This is a genomic window from Ruminococcus sp. 5_1_39BFAA (assembly GCF_964240875.1).
GTDB lineage: Bacteria > Bacillota > Clostridia > Lachnospirales > Lachnospiraceae > Blautia_A.
In genome coordinates, this window is sequence record NZ_CAXSVO010000023.1 from 13,264 (window position 1) to 27,331 (window position 14,068).

A 14,068-nucleotide genomic window follows, 5' to 3' on the forward strand; every position below is an offset into this window, starting at 1 on the left:
TGTAACCCTCCGGGGTACTGCTCACTCGGGATATCCCGCGAGACGTTTTATGTGAGCAAAGGTCACATAAAACCCGAGAATTGCAGGCGCGAAATCGCATGAATGCGATTTCTGTGCATCTCGCGGAGCGTGTTACTGTGAACGGAGTGAACAGTAACCCCTCCGGCAGCGCCGAAAGGTTACGTAATTTTCTTCTATTATATAACACTTCCCAAGAAAAATAAAGCAAAATCAAGGGGATCCGGCAGTTTTATTTCCGTTGCCGCTCAGAAGGGATATCTCCCGAAACACTTTTCCGGAAAAGCTCCCCACACTTCCTGCTGGGCAATAAATTTTCTCTGCTTTTCCACATTTTTCTCGGAAATCCAGGCCTTGTTATGGGAAAAATAGTAGTTTGCAAGCTTCCAGTATTTTTCCGGATAAGTAAACCGCACTTTCAGATTCTGCCATTCCGAGGGAGTGATGGGTTTGACCTGGTGGTAAGTTCTCAGCATTTCCCCTGCCAGTCCCAGATCCCAGTTATATTTTTCCAGGATTTTGCGCATAAAGCGGTAAAGGTCAGCCATCTGGATGTCAAAGCTCCACCGCCCGAAATTGGTGACCGCAGTTCCGCCCTTTATCATTAGAACGTTATGCTGGTTATACTCGCCGTGGCAGACACGCCCTTCCTCCATGGATGCCTTCCGAAGCTCCTCATAGCCGGAATCCGCCAGCATCTGAAGCGCCTCCTCGCCTTTTTTTAAAAACCAGCCTACGCTCGCAAGAAAATCCTTCTCAAAAGCATTGGACGGTCCTTTCTGCCTGATGTATTTCCGGATTTTTCGGATTTCCTGGTTGTGGCGGGTATATTCGTCCTGAAGTGATTTTTCCATATAAGTTTCGTTCAGGGATAATTTCATGGATTTATGTAGGCGTGCAAGGGTGCGGACACTTTTCAGGATATCCTCACGTGATTTGGTATCGCACTCGCGGCCTTCATACCAGATTTGCAGAGTGTATGGAATATTGTCTTTATCCGATGTGATAAGAGAACCTGACTGGTTCATAAGATAAGGGTCTACATTCATTCCCCCGGACTGTAGTTCCAAAAGAAGCTCCTGCTGAGCCTGAAGTTTTTTTTCGGAGCCGTGAAACTCCCTTAGAAGCAAAAGCCCCCGCTCCGTGCGGCACAGCAAAGCGCCGCGGGTTCGGGTCGTAGTTTCGGCGGTCAGACCGTATTGGGTCAAGGTACTGAGTCCGTAATCATACAATGGTTCGTCCCCCTCATATTGGTTTGTACCTTTTATCTTATGAGAGGGATCCGGGGGATATTCTGGATAACAGCAGGTCCTTCTCATTCAGCTCCGGATTCTCCAGAACCTCCTGTAAAAGCCTGTCCAGTATCTCCCCGATCTGTTTTCCGGGCTTTATGCCTGCAGCGATCAAATCTGTCCCGGTCACTGCCAGGGTTTTCAGGGAGACACAATCTCCACGGGCCGTAATATCCCGGTAAAGCTGCACCACCCCGTCCAGACGTGCCTGCTTCTGCTGCCGTTTGTACTGGCTCTGGGCCAGCATATCCGCTCGCTGCACCTCCAGATACAGCGGAAACAGATCCTCCCCTATTGTGTAAATGGCTCTTCGCACCTCTGTCTCCTGAGGCAGCGGACGCAAATCATGCCATTTGATCAGACGGCATACTTTTTTTATAGTGTCATTGTCAAATTTCAGCCGGCGGAGGAAGGTATGGGCCATCCTCTCACCAGCAGGTCCATGAGTCTTAAAATGATCCCGACCGTTTTCATCTGTTTTTTTCACTGCCGGCTTTCCAATATCGTGAAGCAGCATGGTAAGGCGCAGGACACGGTCTGCCCGGATATTTGCCAGGGCATGGAGGGTGTGTTCTCCCACTGTAAAACAGTGATGAGGCGTATTCTGGGCTGTTTCCATGCAGGCATCAAACTCGGGCAGAAACTCTCTTGTGATCCCGGCCTCATATGCCGTGCGCAGATAGTCCGGGTGTGGGGACACGAGGAGCTTCACCAGCTCCACCTGGATGCGCTCTGCACTTACATGCTTCAGATTAGGTGCCAGAACGCCCAGGGCTTCCTTTGTCTTTTCCTCAATCTCAAATCCAAGCTGGGCGCTGAACCGTACTGCTCTCATAATGCGCAGCGCATCCTCCGTAAAGCGCTCCAAAGGATTTCCCACACAGCGGATGATCTTCCGCTCCAGGTCCGCGATCCCTCCAAATAAGTCCACAAGTCCCCTGTCCGGGTTATATGCCATGGCATTGATGGTAAAATCACGTCTTTTCAAGTCTTCTTCCAGGCTTGCGGTAAAGGTGACCTCCTTTGGGTGACGGCCATCCTCGTATTCCCCATCCAGACGATAGGTGGTTACCTCAAAACCTTCTTTTTCCATCATAACTGTCACAGTGCCATGCTTTAGACCTGTGTCTACCGTACGGCGAAACAGTGCCTTCACCTGCTCCGGTGCGGCAGACGTGGTGATATCCCAGTCGTCCGGCGTCCTCCCCAGAATGGTGTCTCTCACACAGCCTCCTACCGCATATGCTTCAAAGCCTGCTTCCTCTAATGTTTGAATGATCGTTTCTACCTTTGATGGAATCTCAAATCTCATGCTGTTTCTACTCTTTCTTTAGTACGCTCTTCCCCAGTAAACCATCTTCTTAGCCGGTTTTCCGCAGCAGACGCAGACATCGCTTAACTGCTCCTGGTCAAAAGGCATACATCTTGAAGTTGCCTGCACATCTTCTTTGATCTTGTCCTCGCACTCCTGGCAGCCGCACCACATTGCTTTTACAAAACCAGGCTTGTTTACGATGGTATCCTTAAACTCCTCGTAGTTCGTTGCCACATAGGTGTGTGCATCGCGGTGTGCGCGTGCTTTTTCCAGCATATCATGCTGCATGGTATCCAGGATCTCCTGCACCTTATCTGCAAGCCCCTCAAATTTTACGGTATATTTTTCTCTTGTATCGCGGCGGCAGATCACAGCCTGTCCGGCTTCGATATCCTTTGGTCCGCACTCGATACGAACCGGTATACCGCGCATTTCCTGCTCTGCAAACTTGAATCCCGGGCTCTTGTCCGTATCGTCCACCTTTACGCGGATTCCTGCTGCTTTCAGCACACTGTAAAGCTCATCCGCTTTTTCCAGCACACCTTCCTTGCGCTGCTGGATCGGAATGATCACAGCCTGGGTAGGTGCGATTCTCGGAGGCAGCACAAGTCCGCTGTTGTCGCCGTGAACCATGATAAGTGCGCCGATCATACGTGTGGTCATGCCCCAGGAGGTCTGGTGTACATACTGTAACTGGTTGTTTTTGTCTGTATACTGGATGCCGAAGGCTTTTGCAAAGCCGTCACCGAAGTTGTGGCTTGTACCGGACTGCAGAGCTTTTCCGTCGTGCATCAGGGACTCGATGGTATAGGTTGCCTCTGCACCTGCAAATTTCTCTTTGTCTGTCTTCTGTCCCTTTACAACAGGAATGGCAAGAACCTCCTCGCAGAAATCCGCATATACATTCAGCATCTGAATGGTACGCTCCTCAGCTTCCTCTGCGGTTGCGTGTGCTGTATGACCTTCCTGCCATAAGAACTCACGGGAACGCAGGAAAGGACGGGTGGTCTTTTCCCAACGCACTACGGAGCACCACTGGTTGTATACCTTTGGCAGATCCCTGTGGGACTGGATTTCCTTCTGATAAAAATCGCAGAACAGTGTTTCGGAGGTAGGACGTACACAGAGACGTTCCTGCAGCGGTTCCAGTCCGCCGTGCGTTACCCATGCCACCTCCGGCGCAAATCCTTCCACATGATCCTTTTCCTTCTGCAGAAGGGACTCCGGAATAAACAGAGGCATATAAACGTTCTGTACGCCTGTCTCCTTAAATCTGCGGTCAAGCTCGTTCTGAATGTTTTCCCAGATAGCATAGCCTGCCGGTTTGATCACCATGCAGCCCTTCACGCTGGTGTAGTCGCACAGCTCTGCTTTTTTCACCACGTCTGTGTACCACTGGGCAAAATCCTCTTCCATAGAGGTGATGGCTTCTACCAATTTCTTTTCTTTTGCCATGATTTTTTCTCCTTTTTTGTGATTGAATGAGTTTTCCGGGATACGAGAGCGTCTTTCTGTAAACAAAAAAGAAGCCCTTCCATCCCTCACAAGGGACCGAAAAGCTTCGGCGGTACCACCCTAATTAGCCTTACGCAAAATGCCTGCGCAATGCTCTCTCAATTTCCGCTAACGCCGGAATACGCCGCACTTCAATTGTGCGGGGCTCCGAGGCCGGTTCCATGATTCACGCACAGAATCCTCACACCACCGCCTTTTGGCCTCTGCCCGCACCTACGCTGGCACCTGCCGGAAAGACTTCGGGACTCCTCTCTGAGATTGCTCCTCATGTACTATTCTCTTCATCGCCGTAATATTTCGCATTTATGGATATTCTATGCGAATTTTCCGTTTGTGTCAAGAGGGTTTCTCACACATCCAGCTCAATCTTTCTCCCGGTACGACTGTATTTATAGTAACGTACACCCGCCGCATCCAGCATTTTCTTGGACGCTATCACGGAAGGCGTATCCGCATATTTGTCGCAGTCGTATACAATGGTCTTGATTCCCGCCTGAATGATGGCCTTGGCACACTCGTTACAGGGGAAAAGGGACACATAGAGCTTTGCCCCTTCCAGACTGCCGCCTCTATAGTTCAAAATCGCATTTAATTCGCTATGGGTCACATAGAGATACTTGGTATCAAGCGGCTCTCCCTCTCTGGCCCAGGGAAATTCATCATCAGAGCATCCCTTGGGAAATCCGTTATAACCCATGGATAAAATCTTATTGTCCTCGCTTACGATACAGCAGCCTACCTGTGAATTCGGATCCTTGGAACGCATTCCCGAAAGGACTGCAACCCCCATAAAGTATTCGTCCCAGGTGAGATATCCCTCTCTTTTCTGATTCTTGTCTCCCATGTAAAAACCCTCCTTGGTCACATTACCTTTTGCCTTCTCTTTTTATTCCTGTTCAATCTGCCCGATCCTTCTCATATGCCGCTCATCCCCCGAAAACGGCGTATTCAAAAAGGTTTCCACGATCTTCAGCGCAAGCCCCGGCCCAACCACTCTGCCGCCAAGTGCCAGAACATTGGCATCATTATGCTGTCTTGTGGCTTCCGCACAGAAGCAGTCTGTGCAGAGAGCTGCACGGATTCCCTTAAACTTATTAGCAGTGATGGAAATACCAATGCCGGTTCCGCAGATCAGGATTCCCTTATCGCATCTTCCGTCCAGAATCGCCTGACATACTTTTTTTGCATACACCGGATAATCTACGGAAGCGGTACTGTCACAGCCGAAATCCTCATATGCAATCCCCTTTTCATCCAGATATTTCTCAATCTCCAGTTTCAGTTCATAACCACCATGATCGCAGCCTATTGCCAACATTTACTTTTCCCCCTGTACATGAATTATTTTATGCCCCGCCGCCTTTAACAGCCGGTTCATAATTGCCTGTCCCATCCTTGGCGTATAAAATGCCTCGGAATATATCTCACTTACCTGGCACTGGTCGAACTCTCTCAGCACCTCGTAAAGATTATGTGCAATGGTTTCTTCCTCTTCCCTGCTGCCGATACATTTCACAATGCCTCTGGGATATCTCGAAAAGGTCTCCTCTGTTGCAATGATTCCTATCTGTTCCTCTCTCTCCTCTGCTGCCAACGCAAAACGGTTAATAGCCTCTGTCACAGCCTCCGTTTCCCCCTCCACAATGGAAAGTTCTGCCTTTGGCGCATAATGACGGTACTTCATTCCCGGAGCTTTTGGATGAATCTTGCTGTCCGGGCTGATCAGCCCCTTATCCATCCTCACTTCCCCAAGAACAGCCTTGAGCATCTCCAGAGAAATATAGCCCGGCCTTAAAACAACCGGAACCTCTTCCGTGAAATCCACGATCGTAGATTCCAGTCCGATTCCCACCGCACCGCCGTCAATGATCATATCAATCGCATCCCCAAGATCCTCTTCCACATGCTCTGCTGTAGTAGGACTTGGCCGACCGGATGTGTTGGCGCTGGGCGCTGCCACATATCCTCCGGCAGCCCGGATCAGAGCAGCCGCCACACCATCGCTTGGAAAACGTACCGCCACACTGTCCAGCCCGCCTGTAGTTTCCATAGGTACCTGATCTGACTTCTGAAAAATCATGGTCAGTGGTCCCGGCCAGAATTTTTCCGCCAGAAGCATTGCTTTTTCCGGAACTTCCTTTACGATCCTGTCCAAACTGTCCATATCGGCAATATGTATGATCAGCGGATTATCAGACGGCCGCCCCTTTGCTGCATAAATTTTTTTAGAAGATAACGGATTCAGGGCATCTCCCCCCAGACCGTACACAGTCTCTGTGGGAAACGCCACAAGCCCGCCTTTTTTCAGAATTTCTCCTGCACGGGCAATGGCATTTTCGTCCAGGTTGTCCGCTGTCATGGATACAATTTCTGCTCTCATCTCTGTCCTGCCTTCTTTACTGTCTGATATAAATTCCCTGCTCCTCGATGAAATCCTCCAGATCCTGCAGGGCATCCTGGGCCCAGGTATCAGACATCACAAAGGGAGCCGGATCCGGGAAGAACATCTCTTTTGCAATTGCCTTTCCGGCATCCGTGCGGAAGATTTTTTCCACACTTAATTTAATGTTATCCGTAGAATTTCCGTTTTCAAAATAATTCACCAAAAAATCCGCTTCTACCAGGATCTGGTAGTCCAGCCCGTCTATATCCGTATATGTGTGATGATGCCCCACCAGATAGCAGACACGTTCCACCACGTCAGACTCATAGCCCAGCTCCTCCAGCATTTCTTTTGCATAGGCCGGTCCTTCTTTTTCCTGATATTTGCCTGCTGAACTTCCGTATTTCTCCATGGAGGGCTTAATACCGATATCGTGGACAAGAGCTGCTGTTTCCAGAATAAACTGTGTTTTTTCGTCAAGCCCTTCTTCCTCTCCGATCAGCCTTGCAAAGCTGTGTACCTTTACAAAATGCTGAATATGCTCCGGATCTCCGTTATAGAAGGAAACCATTTTTTTGTACAAATCATTTGTAATGCTCATGCCAACTCCTCCTTTAAATGTAATAAAAGCCCATCCTCATCCATTGGTATAACTATACCATTCCATGTAAAATCTTGTCAATCCACCTGCACGATATAGGTTCCGGAATTTTCATCTGCAAATACGATCTCTCCCAGACTTTTCAGCAGCTCATTATTCAGGCGATCCTCATATTTTTCCCGTTCCATAGAGCCTACAAAGATGTAAGAAACCTCATAGACATCCAGAAGCTTTTCCACAAGAACAGGATCGCCGGAGGTGTAAATACTCTCCACGTCCGCGCTTTTTTGATTCAGATCATCTGTATCGCCTCTCCAAAGCCACTCATGTGCGTACCAGCCCAGAATCGTAGGCAGTCCTGTAGTTGCCGAAACTCTTTCGTAATTTTTGTAGCTGTCTCCGTTTGCCTCCAGCACCACCTGAACCCCTTTGATATTTTTCTTCAGCCACCGGATAGCAGCCACGTCCTCCGGAAAGTCTGTTTCCAGATATGTGGTAGCGTTCAATCCCTGGTATTCGGACGGTTTCCACACCTCACCAAACCAGGTCTCCACGCTTTTCCCGAAATATCCGGCTGTACAAACCAGGAAAAAGAGTCCAATCCCGGAAAAAATCTTGAATATTTTCTGTCTTGACACCACCATCATCCGGTAGATTGCATATGCCATGGCCATGCCGAACATGATATAAGCCTGATAAGTCAGCTTGAACATTGTATTTGCTCTGGAATAGTCAATGCCATAAATATCCTTGACATAGACGATCTCCGGTATGAGCACAAGACCAATGGAGCAAAGCCCCAAAATAATGGTAAACAGATCTGCAGTCCTCACAGCCTTCATCAATCTGTACAGGCTTTTATGCTCCATACCACGAAGCTTTTCCCATAATATGGCTATCACAAACATCAGAGAGATTGCCGTCGGCAGCCCCCACAACACCAGAAGCTGATGGATCAGCGTATGATTCTGCGCCAGCGCCACCCCGTCTACCATGGATACAAACTGCACAGTAAAGGGCAGGATCACCACATAACCAACCACCAGGATTTCTACCGCCTGAACCAAGGTCACTGCCAGAATCCGTTTTATCTTTCCCCGCAGTCTGATAATGTTGGTAAATGTCACAACAGCGCCTGTTACTACGTAATAAATCACAAAATCCCAGAAATTAGTCCACTGGAACACACCGAGAAGCAAGCTGACCAAAAGGATATGCGGCATCAAAAGCTGTTTCTTCCAGAACTCTGCGCTTTTCAAAGATTCCTCAGCAGGGATGTCCTTTTTTCGCTCGCTTCGCATCCAGGCATAGAGAATCCCCAACAACAGCAGCACAAACATAATGTTTACCACATGGGCATGAAGATCCCCCAGCACGAAGGAATAGCATGGAAACTCATGTATAGTCTTGTCCGGCCTGTCAGGGTTGTAGCCGATATACCGGGTCGCGTCAGGGAACCAGTATCCCGTGACCTCCTCGCCCTTTATCTTCTGGATCCACGGAAGGATCACCGCATAAATCACATAGTGCATATTTCCAGCAATAGATACTGCCATTCCTGCCGTCAGTCCTGCAAAAACAGGCACCGCTTCCTTTACCCGTTTCTTTTTAGGCTGTCCCTTCATTCTGTCAACCGCCATCTGGTAAACCAGAGAAAAGGGCATGGCAAAGGCAAGTCCTGCCACAAAGGTCCGCATGAGATTGTAGGTAAGCTCCACCTTTGTAAAAGAAAGCTTTGTAAGAAATACCGCAAAATACTGTCCGCCGTAATAGTAATTAATATGCCCCTCTGAATACCACAGGTCCCTCGCCGGAAGGGTTGTACTGCGCATCATGGTTTCCATAAAGCCATAGTCCATGAATTTTTCCGTGCCGATTGCCTCAGGCCGAAAGCCTGCAAGGTATGTCCACAAAAGGAATGCCGCAAAAAAGATCAGCTCCTCCCAGTATACCAGCGAAAGATGCTCTATAGGAAAGCATTCGATTCCTTTTTTTGACTGCCTTTGCAAAAGGAAAATACAGCCTCCTGCACAAACCACGGTCACAAGGACACAGGTCAGTGCCGTAAAAGGTACCAGCTTAATAGATACCAGAAGCCATGTCAGATACCCGGTTGCGGTAATTGCCAGCATTTTGGAAAAAATCCATCCCTTGTCATCAAACCGTTCAAAAAGCCGTCCTGTCACCGGCATTGCGGCAACACCCATAACAGCCGCAAGAAGCCACCATGTCCAGAAGGTCCACACATCACTTTTCAGCAAAAAAGCCGAAAGTGCCAGGAGGACTGCTGCCATAACAGCTTTAAGTCCCCATTTCCATTTTTTCTTTCCAGAGGAAGATTGCAAGTGCACGCCATCCTCCTGTTCGTTCACATTCCTCTCATCGCTGTGTTCCATAAATTCTGATTCTCCCATCTTTAGATTTATAAACTTCCGGGAAATTCTTTGCAATAACATCCTCCCGGCATTCATGCTGTTCAAATTCCATTCCTTCTTCATATAAAATGTAGGTAATTTTTTTCTCTTTTACAAGCTTTTTCAGCATCTCATCGTCTGAAGCTGTATAAATGCCCACTGCCTTTTCAGCTCTGTAATAAGTATCATAGCCTGCAGACCATGCGTAGTAGGGCCACCCCATATACATCATAACGCCGGACATGGTTACCTCGTTCATGCTGTACTCCGGCGTCAGCAGCAGATCGTCATGATCCAGATTTTCTTTCAGCCACTGGGTCAGATCACTTTCCATGTTCACTGCGACTCTGTGGTCTTTGTCATTGTCCTTTAAAATCACCACAAAATCATAGATTCCCGTAGCCGTCAGACATACTGCCAGTGCTGCTGCCAGTATTTTTCTCCACACTCCTCCACGGAACAGCTTTTCAACAGCAAGTCCCCAGAAGATTGCCAGAAATGCATAGGATATCATGATATACTTATGATTTACCGTCACATCCGGAGTCAGCGATACAAAAAACGCAAAAACTGCCGGGAACAAAAAGCTGACGGCCGCTGCTCTCTCCCGCCTTTTCAGGAAAAGCAGCAGAACGATCACGCCCACAAAAAAGAAGCCGCTGATTCCGATCAAATAAGCCAGAACTCCTCCTGCTGTTTTTTCCTCTGCCAGAAATCCAAAATACAAAGATGTGGACACCGCTTCGCCCCGGATAAAGATTTTTGTCTGAAGGAAGGAAAAAAATATGGCTGTCACTGCCATAAGCAGGTAATCCAGCTTGCCGTCCGAAAAAAGTGCAAAGCCCATGAGGAGCAAAAGCCCTCCGATTACAGCCGCCCCGTTCCAGAAAGCACAAAGTCCCAGAAGCAGCCCCATGAGAAGCGCACTCTCCAGATTACGGCTCTTCCAGGCTTCTATGGAAAAAATCCGCTTTTTCATCCAAAGCAGTCCCTTTTCCTCATGGGCCGCTCCCGCCTCCAGCCAATCCCAAAACAGCCAAAGCGCCAGGGCTGCCAGAAGCATTCCGAAGGGCAGATGTCTTTGGTTCAGGTATACGTTAAAGTTCCACAATCCCCAGTTCTCATTTGTGGTGTAACCGATGAAGCTGGTGTTTTCTGAAAGAGTCTGTAAGAGATCGCCCGCCTGGATATGTTCCCAGGCAAACCGGAAAAAGGCGGTTCCGCTTCGAAATAACATGAATATCACAGCCAGTACGCCGCTGGCAAAGGTTCCGGTGATCCGCTTTGCCAGAGAATACAGCATCACCCAAAAGCCCACCAGTGAAAGAATGCTGACAAGGTTGTAGGCAATATCAATGCGAAGTCCCAGATATTCCAGATTTCCCACCAGAAACTGGAACATAAAATGATACTTGATATCCTCTCCCCCAAAGTGAGGGTATTGGGTGGGAAAATTATTTCCATAGGAAAAGGAACGCATCATGGCCGTATGAGGCGCATAATCACCATAAACCGTAAAGCCGGAGTACAGATATCCGTTGTTCATGTGAAATACATAAAACATAATCCAGGTGACAAAAGCAAGAAGGATGCTGAAAAAGATAATCTCCCGGCGGTCCGGTCTTTTATATGCCAGTTCCTCTCTCAAGGATTTTGTTCCGCTTTTTTTTCTTTTTGCATAGAGGATGCCAAGCCCCGCAGCAGTTCCCAGCATAACGATCAGATTTCCCGGCAAAAGAGGTGTTTCCACTCCCATGCACACACTGGCAGCCCAGGCCACTATGTAAACCGCCCACGTCAGAAGCAGCGTTCCTGTTCCAAAAGAGGCCGCAGCCACCATGCACAAGGGCTTACGGCTGGCTTCCTTTCCGTTCTCTTCACATGGGAGCAGAGCTTCCGTAACCTCTCGCCCCAGTAAAACCGCCAATATCAGATACAAAATTCCAAACATACTTTTCCTCTATCTGTTCATCATGTATTTACAATTTCAAATAATCAAGTTTCGTGCATTCGCTAAGTGCTCACATTATACCATGGTCCCCCTTTTATTAAAAGTGTCTTCACAGAAAAATCAGACGGCGTTTCCGTTTTCTAAGTCAAGATACTGGCTGATCCCATCTGCAATGGCCTGGGCTACCTGCTGCTGGTATTCCTCCTGCTGAAGGAGGGATGCTTCCTCCTGGTTTGTGAGGAAACCGCATTCTATGATATTTAGGATTCCCGGGCTTCTTTTCAGAAGATAGTAAGTTGTGTTTCCTTTTTCTATCCTTGGTCGCGCTACAGACAAGCCTGTATTCAGCTCCTCCTGCAATATCTTCGCCAGCTTCTCCCCCTCAATTGAATCCTTGTAGTAAAACACCTGCGGCCCCTTCACAGATGGATCCTGGTAGCTGTTCTGGTGAATACTCACAGACAGCAGCGGCTCTGTTTCCTGAATGATGGAAATTCTTTTTTGCAGATCCTGGGCTTTTTTATTGTTGGAATCCTTATCATAAAGCCCTACATCCTCGCTTCTCGTCATAACCACCGTAAAATCCCGCTTTTCCAGCTCCTCCTTAAGCTTCAGGGCAATAGACAGATTGATACCTTTTTCCTCCAGTCCACCCACTCCGATCATTCCCGGATCCATCCCTCCATGTCCCGCATCCACCACGATCACCTTTTCGGAGTTCATTTCCTTTGATACATTCGCAGCCTCTCTGGACAAATAATAAAAGCATATCAGCAGAAGGCAGGCCATTGTCAGCTCCATGAAATGTTTTTTCAACACAAAACACCCCCTGGCATATTTATTTTAATATATGTCCCAGGGAGTGCTTTTATCATCGATAAATCTCAAAGGAAGCCGTTGCTTCCTGTCAGGAATTCAGATTATCCGTAATCGCCTGCCAGACAGCGCTGTTCTCAAATCCAAGCTTCCACGCAGCCACACCTGCCAGATTATAATTCTTTGCAAGCTGTACTTTTGCAGCAATAGATTCGCTGTCCTCTATCCAGATCTGATAGCTGATTCCATCTTTTTCAAAGGAGCCGTAATGCTGGCTCACATCATTATCCCAGTAAGTCTGAGCGTTATTTTCTGTGACCACCTGCTGTGCCTGGTCCATGCCAATGGCCTCGCTTGACAGGGTGCCCGCCTCCGTTTTCCAGAGCCTGCTGTAAAACGGCATTGCATTGATCACACGTTCTGCCGGAACCTCTGCGATGGTGTCCTGAATTCCTTTCTCTACCCATGGCAGGGAAGCTACAGATCCGGCCTCTTCGGAACCGACGTAATGCTCATCGTATCCCATAATGATCACATAATCTACCACCCGGCCCTGTTCTGCCCTGTCATAATGGCTGGTAAAATCCTCAGGAACCGGATTATCGACTGACAGAACCAGATTATTCTTATGGCATTCTATAGACAGTTCCCGCAAAAACTCCAGGAAGTGGGGACCAACATCCTCCTTCAAATACTCAAAGTCAACATTAATACCGTCAATTCCCGCACCTGCTGCCGCGCCCACAAGCTGGGCTACAAGATTTTGTCTGGCACTTGTACTGGAAAGCAATACGGTGGTATCCACATTTTCACTGTAATTAAAGTTATCCACCACGCCCCAGACCTTCAGCCCTCTCTCATGAGCAAGAGCCACATAGTCTGCCGTGGCGATACTGGTAAGATTTCCGCTGTTATCCTGGACAAAGAACCAGGTCGGCGCGATCACATTCACACCTGTCATATTCTGAATCGCATCTGCCAGCGTAACATTTGCCTCTGCTGACATCACCTGATGCCAGACCATATTTACAGGCTGATCCATAGTCAGATACGTATATGGCTCTGCCTGAAAACTACGCTCCATGGTCGTTTCCTGAGGCACACTGATCTTTTTCTTTTCCACATAGCCTACATAGCCGTCCCAGGTAGCTACCTGTGTCCAGCTTTCCAGCTCTTCCATATAAATCAGGGTATCGCCTTTATTCACTTTGGTAAGTACCGGCGATTTGATGCCGCCTCTGTAACGGACATACGTATCCTTCTGAGCCGTAACGGTCATGATTCCTGTAAACTGTTTCTGAATGGCAATTCGTGAAGGATTCTGGTAAATATAAGAATCTATGTCTGTATATCTTTTTATATAATCGAGACTGAGATAAACGGCGCCATCCTTTAGCCAAACCTCACTGCCGGCCTCTGCTGCAGCGGGTACGCTTGTCAGCTCAGTCGGTGTGGCGTAGAGTACCTGCTGCCCCTCACCATCCCAGTAATATCTCTGGTTCAGATAGCTGTTTACCACTTCAATAGGAAGATATGCCAAGTCACCGGAAATGGCACCTCTCTGCTCCAAAATCTCCGTACCAATGGTAATAGCCGCTTCCCCTTCTGATACGGTTCCATAATATTCATTTAAATCCATCTGCTTTTTCGTCGGTATATATTTCATGATCACATGTGTACCAATTCCCAGCAATGCTATAACAGCAATCAGAATACACACAAGTACAACCGGGTTCATTCTTCTTCTCATAATTCGTATCCTT

Annotated in this window: 11 protein-coding genes; all 11 read right to left on the minus strand. The window is 48.1% G+C overall.

What is annotated here, in order from left to right; genetic code table 11:
• Window positions 1-266: 266 nt before the first annotated feature.
• The 11 genes from ACESZH_RS18005 to ACESZH_RS18055 all read right to left on the minus strand — a co-directional run bounded on the left by ACESZH_RS18005 (window position 267) and on the right by ACESZH_RS18055 (window position 14,055).
• Entirely contained in the window at window positions 267-1,250 is a 984-nt protein-coding gene (locus tag ACESZH_RS18005) for a CotS family spore coat protein (RefSeq protein ID WP_373218136.1), read from the minus strand.
• A 37-nt stretch (window positions 1,251-1,287) separates the two neighbouring features.
• The gene (locus ACESZH_RS18010; RefSeq protein WP_373218135.1) at window positions 1,288-2,622 is read right to left on the minus strand and encodes a CCA tRNA nucleotidyltransferase; all 1,335 of its coding nucleotides are present in this window, start codon (window positions 2,620-2,622) and stop codon (window positions 1,288-1,290) included.
• An 18-nt stretch (window positions 2,623-2,640) separates the two neighbouring features.
• Window positions 2,641-4,080 carry a proline--tRNA ligase gene (gene proS, locus ACESZH_RS18015; RefSeq protein ID WP_373218134.1) on the minus strand — a complete coding sequence of 480 codons (1,440 nt, stop codon included), beginning with the start codon at window positions 4,078-4,080 and terminating at the stop codon, window positions 2,641-2,643.
• Window positions 4,081-4,489: 409 nt separating this feature from the next.
• Window positions 4,490-4,984: a cytidine/deoxycytidylate deaminase family protein gene (locus tag ACESZH_RS18020; protein WP_373218132.1), complete on the minus strand. Its 495-nt coding sequence runs from the start codon at window positions 4,982-4,984 to the stop codon at window positions 4,490-4,492.
• Window positions 4,985-5,026: 42 nt separating this feature from the next.
• Window positions 5,027-5,458, minus strand: coding sequence for a ribose 5-phosphate isomerase B (gene rpiB / locus ACESZH_RS18025; RefSeq protein ID WP_373218130.1), 432 nt, complete (start codon window positions 5,456-5,458; stop codon window positions 5,027-5,029).
• The gene (locus ACESZH_RS18030) at window positions 5,459-6,520 is read right to left on the minus strand and encodes an L-threonylcarbamoyladenylate synthase (RefSeq protein WP_373218128.1); all 1,062 of its coding nucleotides are present in this window, start codon (window positions 6,518-6,520) and stop codon (window positions 5,459-5,461) included. It lies immediately after the preceding gene.
• A 16-nt stretch (window positions 6,521-6,536) separates the two neighbouring features.
• Window positions 6,537-7,124 carry an HD domain-containing protein gene (locus ACESZH_RS18035; RefSeq protein ID WP_373218126.1) on the minus strand — a complete coding sequence of 196 codons (588 nt, stop codon included), beginning with the start codon at window positions 7,122-7,124 and terminating at the stop codon, window positions 6,537-6,539.
• 77 nt (window positions 7,125-7,201) lie between these two features.
• Window positions 7,202-9,520, minus strand: coding sequence for a DUF2298 domain-containing protein (locus ACESZH_RS18040; RefSeq protein WP_373218124.1), 2,319 nt, complete (start codon window positions 9,518-9,520; stop codon window positions 7,202-7,204).
• Window positions 9,504-11,489 (minus strand): hypothetical protein, encoded by a 1,986-nt coding sequence (locus ACESZH_RS18045; protein WP_373218122.1) that lies wholly within the window; start codon window positions 11,487-11,489, stop codon window positions 9,504-9,506. Before ACESZH_RS18045 ends, ACESZH_RS18040 begins: the two co-directional genes overlap by 17 nt.
• 120 nt (window positions 11,490-11,609) lie before the next feature.
• Window positions 11,610-12,308 (minus strand): N-acetylmuramoyl-L-alanine amidase, encoded by a 699-nt coding sequence (locus tag ACESZH_RS18050; protein ID WP_373218120.1) that lies wholly within the window; start codon window positions 12,306-12,308, stop codon window positions 11,610-11,612.
• An 88-nt stretch (window positions 12,309-12,396) separates the two neighbouring features.
• A complete protein-coding gene (locus tag ACESZH_RS18055) occupies window positions 12,397-14,055 on the minus strand; it encodes a glycosyl hydrolase family 18 protein (protein ID WP_373218118.1) in 1,659 nt (552 codons plus the stop codon).
• Between the last annotated feature and the right edge of the window lie 13 nt (window positions 14,056-14,068).